Here is a 17,253-nt window from a genome sequence, read left to right on the forward strand (position 1 = left end):
ACGGAATCGTGATACTCCTTTGTTTGATAGGGTGAGATGGGTGCTATACTGGGGAGGAAGAATCATTCCCTAGGTAGGTGAATTAAAGATGGCAGATCAATCAAATGAGAATCCGTATGAAAAATATGGACCATCCAAAAATGGAAACTATACTCCGTGGGTCGTCATACTTTCAATCGCGATCAATTTGATCGTGACGATTCTCTTCTTTATGCCAGAGTTAGGCGGGTTTGACCATGTTGACCTGACGATTTTACCCATGCTAAATGCTATTTTTAACAGTTTTACTACGGTGTTCTTGTTGGCAGCTCTCATCTTTATCCTGAAAAAAAATGTGACGATGCATAAGCGATTTATCTATGCTGCATTTACAACGACCACGTTATTTCTTGTTACTTACCTTACCTATCACGCAATGGCACCCAGTACTCCTTATGGTGGCGAAGGTCCACTAAAGTATATCTATTACTTTTTTCTCTTGACCCATATTGTACTCGCTGTCGTGATTGTACCCTTAGCACTGATTACTTTTTTCCGTGGGATTAACTTTAAAGTAGAGAAGCATCGGAGGATTGCACGGTGGACGATGCCTCTTTGGTTATATGTCAGCATTACTGGCGTCATTGTTTATCTCATGATTTCTCCCTATTACAATTAATTGAGAGGATCAAAATAAATCGGCAGGTATGGATGATCATTCTGGAAAATAAATAGAAAGGAGGTTGAATAATAAAGGGAGGCTGAACCGATGCAAGAACAATTTGAAGCGATGTACACCAGTGGTGAATTTCGTGAGAAGTGGGACTATGTCCATCCATCCGCAGAATTAATCTCATTTATCGCTACAGCAAAGATTCCTGAGGGAGCACAGGTGTTGGATGTAGGGTGTGGCGCTGGACGAGAAGCGGTCTTCTTGGCTTCCCAGAATTATAAAGCGATAGGCGTTGATTTTAGTAAAGAAGCGTTAAAGATTGCTGAGACCCGTGCGCGAGAAGCCGAAGTGACAGTCGATTGGCGTCAGGGGGATGTGTTGGATCTACCAGTGGAGACGGGTAGTATCGACTTTGTGAATGACCGTGGTTGTTTTCATGTGATATCGGAGGATCAGCGAGGACAGTACGCAAGTGAACTCAGCCGGGTATTGCGACCTGGAGGAAGAATTCTGTTACGTGGATGTCGAGAACATCAATCAGGGTTGGATTGGTTTACGTTGGTTACACCGGAAGCGATTGACCGTCACTTTAGTGAAGATTTTACTTACGGTCCAGTTCTGGCTCTCTCCATCATCTCAGATGCGAGTAGAGAAGAAGGACAAGGACTGAAGTCCAATTTAGTGGTGTTGGAAAAAAAGTGAACATAAAATAGCCGCCGGATATATCCGGCGGCATTGAAGCCCTATTGGGGCTTTTTGTTAGTTAACCCTTTTGATCATGTCCTCTTCCTCACTGGGAGTTCTTGATGAGAAGGTTTGTAGTCGGTGACGGATTCGGTCAATGATTTTTTCAATCATAATGGCGCCAAAGTAAGACAAGAGAGCACCGACGACAAAAAACGAAACGATGATTATCTGTGGCTGCCATTCCTCCATATGATATGGACCCTCTTTCTTTGCAATCTCTCTGTTCCATATATATACGACAGTGAAATTCCCAACCCTCTTTCTTTATGAAGAAAAGGAAAAAATGAGATGAGGATAGTGTCGTTATCCAATTTGGGTAGGTCAACAATGTTGATGAATGGGGAAATGAGGGTAAATAACAGGCACAGATGTAGGATCTTAGTTCCAATGAATCTGCAAAAAATATAAGGAGGAGGAGAGGAATGGAACAGAAAAAAACCCTACTATTTGTTTATGGGTCCCTAAGAAAAGGGGAAGAAGTGGATCATTATCTGAAGGATGCTGAACCGGTTGCCTTGCAGGCATGGATTGAAGGCACGCTAGTCGACATGGGAGGAAAGTATCCGGGACTAATACTTTCATCAAATAAGAGAGTGTATGGTGAGGTCTACAGGGTTACAGAAGAGCAGTTGACCATCGTCGATCAGTGGGAGGATTATCTCCCAGGTCGTGAAGATAATTTATTTGAACGAAAGGTAGTTAAAGTAGGGACGGATCGAGGAGAGGTCGAGGCTGAGGTCTATGTTTATGCGAGACCGAGTGAGAAGTGGATGAAAGCCATACCTAGTGGAGACTGGCGATCCCGTTTACTAAGAGGAAATGAATTTCTCTATTTTGCTTATGGATCGTGTATGGACGATGAGCGCTTCACTACCCAGGGTGTTGCGGATGAATTTCTCAGCATGGAGGGGTGTGGTGTACTCAAGGGGTATGCCATGCGGTATACACTTCCTTTTGCGGATGGTGGACGCGCTGATATTGTGGAGGATGACGATATAGTGGAGGGGAAAGTATATCGGATTAATGGCAAAGGGCTTGAATACCTGCTGTGGAGAGAGGGTGTTCAACAACAAACTTATCGACCGGTTTGGTTGCCGATTCAGTTAAATGGTGAACTCGTATCAGATGTGCTTAGCTTTACTGTTGTAGATAAACAAGAGGAAGTAGCCCCCCCTGAACATTATGCACGGGAAATTTTGCGTGGGGCCAAAGGAACGGTTACAGAGGCCTATCATGAGCGTCTACGTAGAGATCTGGAGCAAAAATTTGCGATGAATGTATCGATCGATTAGTCCGGTTTTTAGCGGAATAATTTCTTTAAAAAATTGATTTCACTCGGTGAACTTCCTTTTTGTAGCAACAGTTTCAGCTCATTTGAGCTAAGTGGTGAAGAGGAGATGGTTGGAATGTGGTGGGCGGATGTTAGCTGGTTCACTCGTTGCAGATCAGTGAGATTCATACCGCCTGAGTTCCAAATTTCCAATTGTGTATCATCTGCAAAGTAAAGGGTATATTTCCCTAATAATATCTCACCTTCTGCATCAAGACGATGACTCACTGAGATCCATTGAACATCCTTCCAAGTATGGGTGACTTCTTTACCTATGCTATTCATAGGCGATTGGACGATCCGCTCGGGTCCGATCATGAGATAAGAATCAAAGGCGAAGAATAGAAGAGGAAGCGCACAGATGGCTAGAAGGCCAAAAAAGCGGATCGATTTCTGAATATCTCGCCATCCGTTTTGCAGAACGCGGATACAAAGAAATAGAAGTGCTAAAATCAATAAGAGAGAGACCGTACTAAAAGCTGTGTCAGAATAAGAGTTAAAATAGATCGCATCTTTTTCACTAAATATCCAGTTTTGTGCTAGATTAAATCCTTGGATGGTAAGGAGGATTGGAAGCACAAGAACAAGCAGATTCAAGAAAACGAATTTACCACCACGCAGAATTTTAAGTAAGAATGGAGTTCCTCTCCAAGGTACTTGTGGGGTCGGCTGAAGTGTAGCCATAGGTGACCTCCTATTGTGAATCGTTTTGTCAAAATGAGTTAATAAAATAATACTTAAGTACTAGTCAAAAAGCCACTACGGAAGCATTACAATTTGGTGTTTTTTTCGGTTTTATAAAGTTAAAAGAAGCGCTATCCATCGATTCCGTGGATAGCGCTTCTTTTAACAGATCAGACGTGAGAGACAATCCATTCTGTTTTGCCGTTGATGCGGAATGTATCTAACTCATGGGGAAGGATGAGATGATCCCCCTTCTGGAAAGGAAAACTTCCCTCAAATGTTTCGATTTCCCCTGCACCATCTAACACACTAGCTAATAGGAAGGGTTGTTCTTGATCAATTGATAACACTCCATCTACCTGCCAACGGTGAACAGTAAAATATTCGGAAGTGACATATGTGGTCCACTCACCATCACCTAGATGACGGATTTGACGGTCGGGAATGTCATTGTAGTGGGGGATCGTAGTTACATCAAGGGCTTTATCTAGATGGAGCTCCCGCTTGTTTCCTGAATCATCTTTTCGGTCGTAATCGTATACCCGGTAAGTGGTGTCCGAACTTTGCTGTGTTTCAAGAACCAATGTTCCTGATCCCAATGCATGGATCGTTCCACTCGGGACGTAGAAGAAATCTCCAGGTTTAATACGGAGTCGTTGGAGAAGGGTATCCCACTCTCCTCGTTCCATCTTTTCCTGTAATTCTTCACGATTCTGGGCATGATGACCGTAGATTAATTCAGCACCTGGTTTGCAATCGATGATATACCAACACTCGGTTTTTCCACGCTCACTATTTTCATGGTGGTACGCAAATGTATCGTCAGGGTGTACCTGAACAGAAAGATCCGTATTCGCATCCAGTATCTTTGTCAGTAAAGGGAAGGTTTTCCCGGGAAAATGGCCAAATAATTCGGGGTGTTGTGTCCACAAGAGATCCAGGGGAATTCCTTTATAGAGACCGTCTCGTACGATACTGGGTCCATGGGGGTGAGCCGAGATCGCCCAGCATTCTCCAGTATGATCAGAGGGGATATCATAGCCAAAACGATCACGAAGGGAAGTGCCTCCCCAGATGCGCTCCTGAAAAATCGGCTGCAAAAATATAGGCTGTTGCATGGTTTTTTATACTCCTTACTAAGGTGAGGTATCCGTAAAGCTGAAAACAGTCTATCCGCTTAAGTGTCAAAACACAAGGCAAAGGCGCATTAAAAAGACAAGCAAGGTGAGATTTATTTTTCTACACGGTCTGATTATCAAGAACACCGGGCGCATACGATTTTATCACCTAGTATGCTACCATCTACACTATAGTGAATTAATCTAAATATATACTTATATTTTATATTCGACGAAATATGGTTAAAAATATATTATATTAAAACATTTATAAAATAAATAAAAATAAATTTATGAAAAAATAAAAAACCGCCAAATAGACGGTTCAAAGTTCATCTTTATTAACCACCTGTCGGCGCACCAATATCTTGTCCAGAGTTTATTGTTAAATTCTCTGTTTTTTCTATATCACTCATAATTCCGACATTAAATATAGAAAAAACATAAATAATTGAAACTATATAAAAAATTGATCTGCTACTCTTTTTCAAGAATATCATCCCTTCCTTTTTTTAATTCCAAGTGTGTTTTATATATATTCAGTAGGGACTTTTCAAATTCCTTCTGATCATTATCCTCGTAGCACTGGGAGAGACGTATGTGCAATTGGCTTTCGGCTCGTTTATGATTGATTTTTTGAGCTAATTCTAGGGCTCGTTCATAGTAGGGGACAGCCTCTAATTTTGTGCCATTATCTTTCAAGAGATCTCCCATTACTCGTAGAGCATATGTAAGTTTGGGAGCATCAGTGTGATTTTCTGCATTTGTTATGGCTTGTTGAAACAAACTTTTCGCCTCATCCATCTTCTTCTGTTGAGCTTTCAGTATTCCAAGGCCAATATAATTATCTGTGAGGGATTCTTCATTCTTTAAGTGACGACTCGCTAGGCTGTTATTGAAACAATGTTCTGCCTTTTTCCATTGCTCTTTAGTAGTGTACAGGTTGCCTAGTACGGTCAGCAAGTCAAAGATTGCTATATAATGTTTGTTCATCCTAGCTAGTCGCAAGCCTTCCTTCGCGAAGTGAATAGCTTCGTCTACTAGTTCTACTTTTCTAAGAAGTTCAGCTCTCATAGCGTAGAAAGTTAAAATAGTATCCGTATCTTGTCCTCCTTCCAATGTGTCCCACACGTCCTGAATCACTTTTAAACCTTCTACATTTTTCCCTAATCTCTCTAGGAAGATGACCTTATTTCTAAGCAATTTAAACTTTACATATTGGCGATCATCATCCTCATAAAATGCATCTAAGCCACTATTAACAAACTCTAAGGCTTTTTCCATTTCATTTTGAAAGTAACAACACATACTTAAATCAAGGAAAGAAATCGCTTCCATGTTGTCTTTATCGTTATTTTGATTGCTAAGACTTATGGCCAATCCATAACACCTTTCTGCTTTCTTCCAGTTTTGTTCATAACGATAGTGTTTCCCTTTGATGTATTGTAAAAGCGCAGCATAGACATGACTATCTTCGAGTTCAATCTGATTCAACTGGGCTAAGATTGTTACTGAATCTCCCTCTAGCTCAATTAAGGTTTCAATGGAGTCTAAAGTGAATCTAAGTTCATTTAATTCGTCCTGCTGTTCCAGCAGAAGAAAGGGAATTTCGCTCATGCTTACCCCTAGTTTTTCGACAATATAGTAAACTTTAGACACATTGACATGAGTAATCCCCCGTTCGATGTTACTGATGGTAGCTGGAGATATATTTTCGTCTGCCAAATCTTCCAGTCGAAGGCCCTTGGACTTCCGTACTCTTCTAATAGCTTCACCAACATCTTTAATTTTCGATGGTTCCATTTCGACACTCCTTTACCTTTTATGCGTAATTACCCCTTATTCTACACTACATTTACTCAAAATGGGGATGATTAAAAATCATTGTTATTTTAATTTCGATATTGAATGGAAGACGAAAATAAATTGTTTTATTTCCAGTAGAAAGCACTTATTTGATATCCTTTCTATTAAAAATAATTTTACTAATTTCGGACATTTCTCCTCGTGTATAGTTGCCATTTTAACAGCCACTTTTTCGGCAAATATAGACAAAAATACCATGTTCAAACTAGTTCTTTTAGACTATATTTGTCTGAATATACAAAATACAGACTATAACCATCTACTAATAATTAGGATAGAGGTGGTTTGTTTAATTTTTTATGGAATGTGGTTGGTAAGAAGGGATCGTGTTTTATCCCATCGTCGCCATGTTGCGTAGTCAATGCAAGATCCGGCATGAGGTAATTAATTCTCATGGTGTGAGGAAATTAGGCGCGGGCTTTCGACCTGGAGCCTGGGTTTCTATAGTTTCTCTGTGGCCAGGATGTCCGTATCGCCTAGAAAGTATGTTAGAATACGAGGTGTAAAAGATGAAGGAGGGAAATTTCCCATGGTAGCTGAGCGTCAAGGTGCAATCACCTTTAAACAAAATCCCGTTACATTACTGGGGTCGGAGTTGAAAGTAGGAGATACCGCTCCTGAATTTACCGTATTAGCAAATGACTTAAGTCCAGTGAAACTGGCGGATAGCGCAAAGTCTGTGCGAATCATCAGTGTAGTGCCATCCCTAGATACTGGTGTTTGTGATGCTCAGACCCGTCGTTTTAATGAAGAGGCCGTAGCGCTTGGCGATAATGCAAAGGTGTTAACCATTTCAGTGGATCTTCCCTTTGCTCAAAAACGTTGGTGTGGAGCAACAGGAATTGATCGTGTGCAAACACTTTCCGATCACCGGGATCTATCCTTTGGTACCGCCTTTGGCGTAGCGATTAAGGAACTGCGCCTTTTAGCTCGGGCCGTTTTTGTAATTGATGCAGAGGATAAAGTGGTCTATACAGAAGTGGTTCCAGAAGCAACCGATCACCCAAACTACGAAGCAGCTGTTGAAGCGGCCAAAAAAGCACTATAATCACAAACATAACCCCTCTAAGAACAGTTACAGCACCAAGGAGATCACTTGGATGTCAACTGTAGTTTTAGAGGGGGTTTCTTTTTCGGGCGATGGCTAGGGTCAATTAGCGATCTTTGGACATCTTATATTAAAAGGCCTTCATGGTTGGATTGTAGGATGGCCAGATCGTAAAGGTAGGTGCAAGTGATGAGTTCTAATCCCTTGTATCGTTTATTTATCGCGATTCCTCTTCCTGATTATCAACGGCTCGCTTTATCACGCTGGAGTGAATCGATGCAAAAAGAACTACCCTTTCAGCGGTGGGTACATCCCTCTGACTATCACATCACCCTACAATTTCTGGGAGCGTGTACTTTTAAGCAAGCTCGTGAAGTTAAACGGGAGTTAAAACAGATTGTTGCACAGGAGGAACCCTTTCATCTTCATATCGACACTATCGGATTTTTTGGTGTCCCTACCCATCCTCGCGTCTTATGGGCGGGTCTTGGAGGAGACGTAGAGCGTTTGCTCACCCTTTATGAAACGGTGGCAAACAAGATTGAGCCCCTAGGTTTCACTAAAGAGAAGCGAGCCTATAAACCCCATATCACCCTAGCCAAAAAGTACTGGCGGAATGATTTTCCCTATGATCGCTTGGGAGAGTTGTCCCCAATCCATGGAGAGTTGTATTGGACAGTCGATGAATTAATCCTCTATCAAACCCATCAGTTTCGCTCACCGATGTATCATCCCATGGCTCAATTTGGGTTGGGTTGAGTTAATGACGATGAATAAATGACCCGCAAGGGTCGTTTTTTATTTAACATCAGGTATGGGAATTTGCCGTAAGTCACTTCCCGTGATAGATTTAAAAGAGGTAAGAGTGTCGTAAACCCACCACTCTTTAAAAACAAAACTAGGGAACCTATACGGATGGTGCTTTCTTTTCGAGGAGGCTTTTTCATCGTGGTTCCCCCTTTTTGAAAGGGGTATTTTTAATGGAGTTTAAAATACCAGATCGGGTTGAGCGACTTGGTGTGGATATTAAACAGTCAGAATTGCGTTACCATCGCAAGCGAGTGGCAGTGACCAAGTCCTTTACCTTTGATGCGGCTCATCATCTTCATGCATATGAAGGAAAGTGCAAAAATCTCCACGGTCACACCTATCAACTAACGGTGATGATGAGTGGACTGACGGATGAAGTAGGGATCGCCGTTGATTTTGGTGACATAAAACAAATGTTTAAAGAGGAAATCGATGCCCGATTAGATCATCGCTACTTGAACGAAGTGTTGCCTAATATGAATACATCTGCGGAAAATATGATCGTATGGATTTGGGAACAATTTGATGCTCGTTTGGAACGGGACGGATTAAAAGCGCGTGGACATCGTTTGGAAGAGATTGTGCTTCATGAAACTCCTACGAGTTGGGCGACGATGAAGCGAGAATGGATGGAAGAGAATGAGTAAGGGCTGGGATTTGTCGAAGCCGGATATCTATGAGCAGTGGAAACTGCCTATGGTAGAAGTATTTGAAACAGTGGAGGGGGAAGGGAGTGGAGCGGGGTTTCCCACCATCTTTGTTCGTGTGTTTCACTGTAATTTACGGTGTACTTGGTGTGACACCCCCTATAGTTATGCACCAGCTAAACCCGAGTATGAGGCGTCAGTAAAAGAGATCGCGGCTTCGGCTCATCGCTTTGCGAGCCAGCGGATTTGCTTTACAGGAGGAGAGCCTCTGATGCATCAGGAAAAATCTGCGGCATTACTTATGGCTCTGGCTATGCCAAACCATATTCAGGATGTGCATATTGAGACGAATGGAGCGATTGACCTCACTCCCTACGATGCGTTGCGTAAGCAACAACCATGGGGGGAGAAGGTCCGTTTTGTCATGGACTATAAATTACCTGCTTCAGGTGAAGCAGAGAAGATGGTTCAAAGCAATTTTGATCGGCTCACGGATCGGGATGAAATAAAGTTTGTGATTGGAAACGAGGAAGATTTTCGTATAGCTGTCGATGTGATTCGCCGTTTTCATAAACGGGGACAGATATTGTTTAGCCCTGTATTTGAGACCCTTCCTCCGCGGAAATTGGTAGAGTGGGTATTGGCACATTCCCTTTCCAAGGTGCGGGTTAGTTTACAACTCCACAAATTTATCTGGAATCCAGCAGAGAGGGGCGTCTAAGGTGGCAAAAAAAGCGGTTATTGTGTTATCGGGTGGCTTGGATAGTACGACATGTATGGGATTGGCGAAGAAGACAGGATATGAGCTATATCCGATCACCTTTAGTTATGGTCAGCGCCATGATCGTGAGGTGACCCAAGCAAAGGAAGTAGCTCAATTCTATGAAGTGCCTGAGCATCGGATTGTGGATATTAGCTTTTTGAGTCAAATTGGTGGCAGTGCCTTGACGGAGGAGAGCATCGAAGTACCGACGGAGGCTAAAGAAGGAATTCCCTCTACTTATGTCCCTGCAAGAAATTTAATCTTCCTTTCTCTGGCGGCGGCCTATGCGGAAGTGATCGGGGCAGAGGCTGTCTACACAGGGGTATCTGCTGTTGATTATAGTGGGTATCCCGATTGTCGACCAGAATTTATCGCTCATTTGGAAGAAACGATTCACTTGGCAACAAAAACAGGGGTTGAGGGTGGCAAAATCCATCTAGCGACTCCGTTGATTCATTGGAGTAAGGGAGAAACGATTCAAGAAGGTTTACGTTTGGGAGTACCCTATCATTTGACGACGTCCTGTTATCAAGGGGACGAAGAGGCTTGTGGAGAGTGTGATAGCTGTCGCTTACGTCTGAAGGGCTTTGCCGATGCAGGAGCAACGGACCCTATTTCCTATGGTGTAAAAAAGTAAGTTGAGATGATCCTTGAGCTAAAGAGGTTTTCCGCTCAAGGATTTTTGTTGGTATTATCGTTTGAATACGCTAAAAATAGGCGTGTGCAGGGATGAACATAAGCCAGTTTAAAGTATAATATGGATGAAAAAGTGGCCTGAGGAGGGAGTCGGTTCATGCGCAAGAAGAATTTGGTGAAGCGTAAATTGAAAGAAGCCAAAGGTTCCCTAGCAGTAGAAGGGCTGTATACGACAAAAACAGAAGATCAATTAATTAAACGAAGGTTAATGGGTGAAATTACGGAAAAAGAGTTCCTTCGACGTGCTAAAGAACTAGCTTCCCTTTCCCCTAAAAAGATGAAAGATGAGGATCGGTGACATCGGGTAAGTCGTCATATCTTTATCCAGGTACGGAAGTTCTAATTAACCTTGCAGATATTAAAAATCAGGCAGAACTGACCCGTTATGAGAGTATCGTCACTGCGCAATCCTTGGCCGAATTAAAAATTGAGCCTATCGATGGGGATTTTGATGGTGAGCATTTACGGCAGATTCATTATCATATTTTTAAAAATGTTTACCCTTTTGCAGGAGAATTTCGCCAAGTAGACATCTCTAAAGATCATACCTACTTCTGTAAAGTGAAGCATATTGAGTATGAGTTAGAGAAGTTATTTAGCAAACTAAAGGCTGAGAAATTGTTGCAAGGATTGAGTCTCGAAGAATTTGCTCGAAGGTCTGCTTATTACTTTGGTGAATTAAATATGATTCACCCTTTCCGTGAGGGTAATGGGCGTGTACAACGAGAATTTATTCGCTGTTTGGGGTTAAATACTGGCTATTTGATTAACTGGGATCTGATTATTTCTAAACTTATGGTCGATGCTTCGATCCAATCGGCTTTTGTAGATAATGTAGGCTTAGAAAATGTGGTGCGTTCTTGTATCATTCCACATCCATCTGATTCAGAAGAAAAGTAATCGATACAAAAGGAATAGGTTCACAGCTTGTAGTTACAGATCCTTGAAGGGAGAGCAATCTTCCACCGGGGATTTTTTTAATGGATCAAAGTTTGTCGGATGAAGGGGTTGCTTAGGATGATGGAATTTTGGACTTAAGAAGGTTTGCGCTACAATAAGAGGTAATAAGAAATCAAGAGTGGACAGAGGTGGAGTGGATGCGCGTCGCTTGGAGGAGAGTGGAAGAAAAGAGAGAGGGGACGAGCTTATTTGCCCATTTTATCGGTGGTTCTCAAATAGGAATCTATTTGGATAGTTGTGAGAAGGGTCGATATGATGTAATCGCATGGGAACCTGTAAGAAGCCGGAAGCTTAATCATGGTGAAGGGGATTCTCCGTTTTCTGTATTGGATGAGTTAGTTTCCCAGATTCCAACCGTAGAGGATACACCGGTAGATGCGCCTCCCTTTTTGTTTGGAGTACTCGGATATTTTTCCTATGAAGCGGCATGGGATGAAGAATGGATCGGCCTGCCAAAGGAACGGCTTGATCCTGTTCATGATGTTTACTTCATGATACCTGGTAAAGTAATTGTGCTCGATCATGAGGCTGAGGAAATGTGGCTGGTCGTTACTACTTTGGAAGAAGATCCTGATCCATCACTCGATTCATTAGTAGCGGAAGTATTACACCTCTCACAGAAGAAACTTCACCCTCAAGGAGGAGAGTTGGTCAGTCCATTGACTGCTGAAATCGATGTAACAACCTATCGCGAGCGTCTGGGTCGTGTACAGGAGTATATTGCTCGTGGAGATATCTATCAAGCCAATCTTTCCTATCAGGTGGAAGGAAGAGTTGCAGGAGACTCATGGGATTTATACTGTGTACTGAGGAAAACAAACCCTGGGGCCTATGCAGCCTATATTCGTATGCCGACATATGCCATCCTATCCTCTTCCCCTGAACAATTTATCCGTCGTCAAGGCGATATGATTAAGACACGTCCTATTAAAGGTACACGTCCCCGAGGTGCGACAGAGGAGGAAGATGAGCAGTATCGAGATGAGCTAGCAGGAAGTGAGAAGGACCAAGCGGAGTTGGTTATGATCGTGGATTTGGAGCGGAATGATTTTGGCCGTGTCTGTGCGATGGGATCTGTAGAGGTAACCGATTTATTCGCCATCGATCCTCATCCGACGGTTTGGCATCAATCCGCTCAGGTGACGGGTAGGTTGCCGGAGGGGACAAGCATGGGGGAAGTATTACGGATGGCGTTCCCGGGGGGATCGATTACAGGAGCACCTAAGATTCGTTCGATGCAGGTGATCCATGAATTGGAGAACCAGCGACGTGGAATCTATACTGGCTCCATCGGTTATGTAGATCCGCGAGGATCATCAGAGTGGAACATCGCGATTCGTACGATGACTTGGGTAGGAGGAGAAGGAAGGCTGTCCTATCGTGTAGGCGGAGGCATTGTAGCCGATTCAGATCCTGATCTGGAATTTGCAGAAACCTTGGCCAAAGGGCAGGGGATGGTTCGAGCGATCGAAGAATGGACAGCGACTCCAGCGATGAGGAGGTTGTCCCAATCGTGAAAACCATGTTTGTAGTAAACGGGAAGCTGGTTTCTATGAAACAAGCGACATTGTCTCTGATGGATCGAGGCGCCCGCTTTGGAGATGGATTGTTTGAGACTCTACGGGTGGAAAAGGGGGTGCCTCTTTTTTTAGAAGCCCATCTGACTCGTATGGAAGAAGGGGCAAAACACTTGTATTTTGCCAAGATCCCGCGCCATGAAGAATGGATCGAGGGAATAAAGGGTGTGATTGAGGCCAATAGGGTGACAGCAGGATATCTTCGTTTGAACCTAACTCGTGGTCAAGGGGGATTTGGCGTACCTCTCTTAAGCCTGTCGGACCCTGTTTGGTGGGTAGAGGCGCATCATCATATCCTTGACCCCAAACGTTATGACCAAGGAATTCGTGCGATCACGGTTTCGATACGAAAAAACCCTCTTCCCCCCCTCTCACGTGTGAAATCCCTTAATTATTTAGAGAGCATTCTAGCACGAGAAGAGGCTGTAATAGAAGGGGCAGAAGAGGGAATTATGCTTACACCAGAAGGAAAGTTATGTGAAGGTGCGTCTGCCAATATTTTTTTGATTAAGCGGGGAGCCTTGCATACTCCTTCCCTTGCCAGCGGACCCTTGCCTGGAACCGTGCGAACTTGGGTGATACAACAGGCGATGGATCTTGGGATTCATGTAGAGATACGCGAGATCGACCCCGAAGAATGGCATGAGGCAGAAGAAGCTTTTTTTACCAATTCAACGTGGGGACCGTTTCCGTGCGTTCAGATAGGCGAACAAATCCTTGCTGATGGAAAGCCGGGGTGGATGACCCGAACGTTTATGGATGCATGGAAGAAAGCTGTGGAAGAGGAGATCCAGTCATCCCCTCTCTAAGAACCTATGTAGATATCTCATCGGTCTTCAACTCCCGTTGAAATACCACGCGATCATTTCCCAGTCCATCGTAATCGGTGTGTACGGGTATACCATCCCTGAGGACGTCTCCTGTTAGAAGTTGAAAGCCCATGCTTCTGTGAAAAAGGATGGAGTTTTTGTTGATAGGTGAAGTGATGCAGCGTACCATTGTACAATTTTGTGCTGAGATAAATGCAAAAAAGTGTTTGTATAATCTACGTCCGAGTCCTAGGCGTCGGTATTCAGGATGAATGCCGACAAAATGAATATAGCCTTGTTGTTGATGGACAGGAGAGATAAATCCGATCAGAAAAGCGACTAATCGATCCTCTTCTTCCACAACAAAGCTAGTATTGTGGAAGTGGTCAAAGTATAGCTTTGGGAGCATATCGACCATCTTTCTGCCTCCCCACCATTCGTCGATAACTCTGATAATGGTCGTGTAATCTTTTGGACTAAGATTTCGGATATTCATATAAAAGCGCTCCTTAAGGATAGATTGCAATCATACAAGATTATATTTGAAACAACGATAGAAGAGAAGTAGACTGAGAGGGAGAATGTGAAAAGGTGTGGTAACTTTACAAAAGGAGGATTGCACTTTGTTGCCTCATGAACGTCAGGAACGGATTAGAGAGCGTATTCGGGAACTGGGACAAGTGAAGATTTCCCAACTGAGCGCAGAGTTAGCCGTTTCGGAAATGACGATTTACCGGGATATCCAACCCCTTTTACAAGAAGGATGGGCGCACAAAGTATACGGTGGGATTGCCCTTACCAGGCAAGAAGAGGGTTCCTCCTTAGTTGCAGATGGGAAATGTATGCTCTGTGGTAGGTCAGTAGATTCACGATTGGCGTATCGGCTCATTCTACCTGATCGGGTAGAAACGGCGTGTTGTAGCCACTGTGGGTTGCTACGTTTTAGTCAGCTGAATCGGTCGGATATTCAAGCGTTGTGCCAGGATTTTTTCACGAATACGACGATCAATGCGCAAATGGCTTGGTATGTACTAAATGGAGTGGTTGATGTAGGATGTTGTCGCCCTCAGCTTCTCTGTTTTGAGCAGGAGAGGATTGCTAGGGGATTTGTCAAAGGGTTAGGTGGAGAAGTGCTTTCTTTTAGTGATGCGATTCTACGAGTAACGAGTGCCATGGATGGAGCTCATGGATGTGGATGCACATCTCAGGAATAATCAGGACAGGTTTGCCATACATCATAACAGAAAGGACAAGATACTTATGGTACGGAGTGAATGGAAGCGGTGGGGTACCCTCTGTCTGATCGCCACAGGGCTTTTGCTTTTAACAGCCTGTGGTTCGGCACAAGATACCAAGGAGAAGGACCAATCAAAAGATCAGAAACAGATGAAGCAGGATAATAAACTTCAAGTAGATCTGATGACCAACCCGGAAAAGATAAAAGCAGGTAAACCGGCACAGGTCCATGCGATGATCATGCAAAAGGGCAAGCCAGTCAATGATGCCGATAGGGTTCGCTTTGATATCTGGCCGAAGGGTGAAGACGGAAAAAAGGAATCCCTGAAGACGAAACGGATGGATGATGGCATGTATGTCGCCAAAAAAACCTTTAAAAAGGCGGGCAAATATGAGGTAATGTACCATGTTACTGCCCGTGGTGCCCATGCGATGGATAGCAAAACCATAACCGTTCGTCCATAAACCCTTCCTCCGACCGGAAAGGGGATAGGGATTGTATGTCTGGGGAGAGAAGAGGCATTTTTTCTATCAAGCCGCTCACACTTATTATCGCGGTAGCACTAGTCGCAGGTGTGGGATGGTGGAGCTGGGGGAATGATGAAAAACCGGCATTGCCCTCCGCTTCAGACAAGATCGGTGTAAACAGCCTTCCAGTACCACAGTTCATTTATCGGGATCAAGATGGAAAAGCCTTTGGTATGAAGGAGTTAAAAGGGAAGGTCTGGCTAGCGGATATGATTTTCACTCGTTGTCCCGATATATGCTCTCCGATGACTGCCAATATGTCTCGGCTACAGAAAAAGCTGAGAGAATCGGGAATGAAGGATGTTCAATTGGTCAGTTTTAGTGTGGATCCATTGCATGATACATCCCCTGTGTTAAAACGGTACGGGAAGAACCTACGGGCAGATTTTAAAAATTGGACCTTTCTCACCCATGATAGTGAAGCACAAATGGAGCGCTTTTTGAAAATGGCCTTTGGTTCACCCATTGTACGTAAGGAGTCTCGTTCCTCTGATGAACCGCTGGTAATTAACCATCCGGCACGCTTTTATTTGATGGATAAAGAAGGAAAGATCATGGCCAAATATAACGCGATGCAACCTGATTATCAGCGTATCGTTGAGGACGTCCGCTCTATTCAATAGCGTTTATGCTTGTTAAGCCCTTTCAGAGGGCTTCTTTATATTTAGAATAATGGAAAGGAGGAAGGTTCTCGATGTGATCGACATACCTGATCTATTATCAAATCGTAAAGATTTCGATTTACATCCGGAGGATAACCATTTATAATTGGGTGAAAGCTGAGAAAACCAGCATGATGATACGTCTTGTCTGGGAATATAACAATACCGTTGTCGGAGGTGTAAGAGTTGTCTCGTTCGCGGTTAGCGTTCTTATTGTGCTTTATTAGCGTTCTAATGATTTCAGGGTGTTCCTCCTCAGGAATGGGAAATGTGGATAAAAAGGGGAAAGTGTTAGTGTACACAAGCTTCTATTCCCTTGCGGATTTTGCAAAAAAAATTGGTGGAAAGCATGTCATCGTAAAAAATATGGTGCCTCCAGGGGTTGAACCCCATGATTTTGAACCCAAGATCAGAGAGATGGCTCCTTTGAGTAAGGCTGATGTGTTTATCTATAATGGGATTGGGATGGAGTCTTGGATTAATCAAGCCAAACCGATGCTCGAGGATGGGAATGCAAAGGTAGTGAATGCCTCTCAAAGAATTGAGGCTAAAGTGAACCATAAGAAAGACCCCCATGTGTGGTTAGATCCGATGAAGGCGAAGCAGCAAGCCAAAGCGATTGAACAGGCTCTTATTAAAAAAGATCCAAGGCATAAGAAGGAGTATGAAAAGAACTATGCTTTACTTTCTAAGCGATTCGATGCGTTGGATCAAAAGTTTAAAGGGATCGTAAAAGGAAGTAAACAACGTACCTTTATCACTTCTCATGCTGCCTTTGGACATCTAGCGGATCGTTATGGTCTTACTCAGGTAGCGGTATCCGGCTTGTCACCATCCGATGAACCAAGTGCTAAGGAATTACAAGCAGTGGTTCAAAAAGCCCGTAAATACAAGGTACACACGATTTATTTTGAGGAGCTAGTTAGCGGCAAGGTAGCAGAGACCGTTCGAGAAGAAGTAGGGGCAAGGGCACTTACCCTTAGTACTTTAGAGGGACTTACACAAAAACAAAAAGAAGCTGGTGAAGATTACTTTAGCCTGATGGACAAAAACGTCGAGAATCTGGCTAAAGGTCTAAACGCAAACTAAAGAGAAAATAAATAACCTTCCTGCTTGTAAG

At 43.4% G+C, this 17,253-nt stretch carries 21 protein-coding genes; 16 read left to right on the forward strand and 5 right to left on the reverse strand.

Features of this window, described 5'->3' with window-relative positions; genetic code table 11:
• The first annotated feature begins 88 nt into the window (after nt 1-88).
• Both BLV90_RS13660 and BLV90_RS13665 read left to right on the forward strand, forming a co-directional pair.
• Nucleotides 89-658, forward strand: coding sequence for a DUF420 domain-containing protein (locus tag BLV90_RS13660; protein ID WP_091742173.1), 570 nt, complete (start codon nt 89-91; stop codon nt 656-658).
• 90 nt (nt 659-748) lie between these two features.
• Nucleotides 749-1,354, forward strand: a complete 606-nt coding sequence (locus BLV90_RS13665; protein WP_091742176.1) for a class I SAM-dependent methyltransferase — start codon at nt 749-751, stop codon at nt 1,352-1,354.
• A gap of 57 nt (nt 1,355-1,411) precedes the next feature.
• Here the strand turns inward: BLV90_RS13665 and BLV90_RS16305 are convergent, their stop codons facing one another.
• Entirely contained in the window at nt 1,412-1,588 is a 177-nt protein-coding gene (locus BLV90_RS16305) for a hypothetical protein (protein ID WP_177168076.1), read from the reverse strand.
• A 233-nt stretch (nt 1,589-1,821) separates the two neighbouring features.
• Between BLV90_RS16305 and BLV90_RS13670 the strand changes: the two genes are divergently transcribed.
• Nucleotides 1,822-2,691, forward strand: a complete 870-nt coding sequence (locus BLV90_RS13670) for a gamma-glutamylcyclotransferase family protein (protein WP_091742179.1) — start codon at nt 1,822-1,824, stop codon at nt 2,689-2,691.
• A gap of 8 nt (nt 2,692-2,699) precedes the next feature.
• Here BLV90_RS13670 and BLV90_RS13675 read toward each other — a convergent pair whose 3' ends face one another.
• From BLV90_RS13675 to BLV90_RS13685, 3 genes are all read right to left on the reverse strand, one after another.
• Nucleotides 2,700-3,413, reverse strand: coding sequence for a hypothetical protein (locus BLV90_RS13675; RefSeq protein ID WP_091742182.1), 714 nt, complete (start codon nt 3,411-3,413; stop codon nt 2,700-2,702).
• A 170-nt stretch (nt 3,414-3,583) separates the two neighbouring features.
• Nucleotides 3,584-4,531, reverse strand: a complete 948-nt coding sequence (gene manA, locus BLV90_RS13680; protein ID WP_091742185.1) for a mannose-6-phosphate isomerase, class I — start codon at nt 4,529-4,531, stop codon at nt 3,584-3,586.
• 477 nt (nt 4,532-5,008) lie between these two features.
• Entirely contained in the window at nt 5,009-6,334 is a 1,326-nt protein-coding gene (locus tag BLV90_RS13685; RefSeq protein WP_091742188.1) for a helix-turn-helix domain-containing protein, read from the reverse strand.
• Nucleotides 6,335-6,926: 592 nt separating this feature from the next.
• On the opposite strand from BLV90_RS13685, the gene tpx reads away from it, so the two are divergent.
• The 9 genes from tpx (at nt 6,927) to BLV90_RS13735 (ending at nt 13,707) form a co-directional block, all read left to right on the forward strand.
• Complete coding sequence (gene tpx, locus BLV90_RS13690; protein ID WP_091742191.1) at nt 6,927-7,445, forward strand: thiol peroxidase; 519 nt, start codon at nt 6,927-6,929, stop codon at nt 7,443-7,445.
• Nucleotides 7,446-7,634: 189 nt separating this feature from the next.
• Nucleotides 7,635-8,204 (forward strand): RNA 2',3'-cyclic phosphodiesterase, encoded by a 570-nt coding sequence (gene thpR, locus BLV90_RS13695; RefSeq protein ID WP_091742194.1) that lies wholly within the window; start codon nt 7,635-7,637, stop codon nt 8,202-8,204.
• A gap of 221 nt (nt 8,205-8,425) precedes the next feature.
• Complete coding sequence (queD, locus tag BLV90_RS13705; protein WP_091742356.1) at nt 8,426-8,902, forward strand: 6-carboxytetrahydropterin synthase QueD; 477 nt, start codon at nt 8,426-8,428, stop codon at nt 8,900-8,902.
• Nucleotides 8,895-9,623: a 7-carboxy-7-deazaguanine synthase QueE gene (locus BLV90_RS13710; protein WP_091742200.1), complete on the forward strand. Its 729-nt coding sequence runs from the start codon at nt 8,895-8,897 to the stop codon at nt 9,621-9,623. Before queD ends, BLV90_RS13710 begins: the two co-directional genes overlap by 8 nt.
• Nucleotide 9,624: 1 nt before the next feature.
• Nucleotides 9,625-10,302: a 7-cyano-7-deazaguanine synthase QueC gene (gene queC / locus BLV90_RS13715; protein ID WP_091742203.1), complete on the forward strand. Its 678-nt coding sequence runs from the start codon at nt 9,625-9,627 to the stop codon at nt 10,300-10,302.
• Between the two features lie 156 nt (nt 10,303-10,458).
• Nucleotides 10,459-10,659: a hypothetical protein gene (locus BLV90_RS13720; protein WP_091742206.1), complete on the forward strand. Its 201-nt coding sequence runs from the start codon at nt 10,459-10,461 to the stop codon at nt 10,657-10,659.
• Complete coding sequence (locus BLV90_RS13725; protein ID WP_091742210.1) at nt 10,656-11,261, forward strand: Fic/DOC family protein; 606 nt, start codon at nt 10,656-10,658, stop codon at nt 11,259-11,261. Before BLV90_RS13720 ends, BLV90_RS13725 begins: the two co-directional genes overlap by 4 nt.
• A 197-nt stretch (nt 11,262-11,458) precedes the next feature.
• On the forward strand, nt 11,459-12,838 hold the full coding sequence (gene pabB, locus BLV90_RS13730) for an aminodeoxychorismate synthase component I (protein WP_091742213.1): 1,380 nt from the start codon (nt 11,459-11,461) through the stop codon (nt 12,836-12,838).
• Nucleotides 12,839-12,843: 5 nt separating this feature from the next.
• A complete protein-coding gene (locus BLV90_RS13735; RefSeq protein ID WP_245726369.1) occupies nt 12,844-13,707 on the forward strand; it encodes an aminotransferase class IV in 864 nt (287 codons plus the stop codon).
• A gap of 4 nt (nt 13,708-13,711) precedes the next feature.
• Here BLV90_RS13735 and BLV90_RS13740 read toward each other — a convergent pair whose 3' ends face one another.
• Nucleotides 13,712-14,203: a GNAT family N-acetyltransferase gene (locus BLV90_RS13740; protein ID WP_091742220.1), complete on the reverse strand. Its 492-nt coding sequence runs from the start codon at nt 14,201-14,203 to the stop codon at nt 13,712-13,714.
• 127 nt (nt 14,204-14,330) lie between these two features.
• Here BLV90_RS13740 and BLV90_RS13745 point away from each other — a divergent pair, with 127 nt between their 5' ends.
• From BLV90_RS13745 to BLV90_RS13760, 4 genes are all read left to right on the forward strand, one after another.
• Complete coding sequence (locus tag BLV90_RS13745; RefSeq protein WP_177168078.1) at nt 14,331-14,921, forward strand: DeoR family transcriptional regulator; 591 nt, start codon at nt 14,331-14,333, stop codon at nt 14,919-14,921.
• 46 nt (nt 14,922-14,967) lie between these two features.
• Nucleotides 14,968-15,408 (forward strand): FixH family protein, encoded by a 441-nt coding sequence (locus tag BLV90_RS13750; protein ID WP_177168079.1) that lies wholly within the window; start codon nt 14,968-14,970, stop codon nt 15,406-15,408.
• Nucleotides 15,409-15,443: 35 nt separating this feature from the next.
• On the forward strand, nt 15,444-16,094 hold the full coding sequence (locus tag BLV90_RS13755; RefSeq protein ID WP_091742225.1) for an SCO family protein: 651 nt from the start codon (nt 15,444-15,446) through the stop codon (nt 16,092-16,094).
• A gap of 225 nt (nt 16,095-16,319) precedes the next feature.
• Nucleotides 16,320-17,222, forward strand: a complete 903-nt coding sequence (locus tag BLV90_RS13760; protein ID WP_091742227.1) for a metal ABC transporter solute-binding protein, Zn/Mn family — start codon at nt 16,320-16,322, stop codon at nt 17,220-17,222.
• Nucleotides 17,223-17,253 lie beyond the last annotated feature (31 nt).

Source organism: Marininema mesophilum (assembly GCF_900106775.1).
Taxonomy (GTDB): Bacteria; Bacillota; Bacilli; order Thermoactinomycetales; family DSM-45169; genus Marininema; species Marininema mesophilum.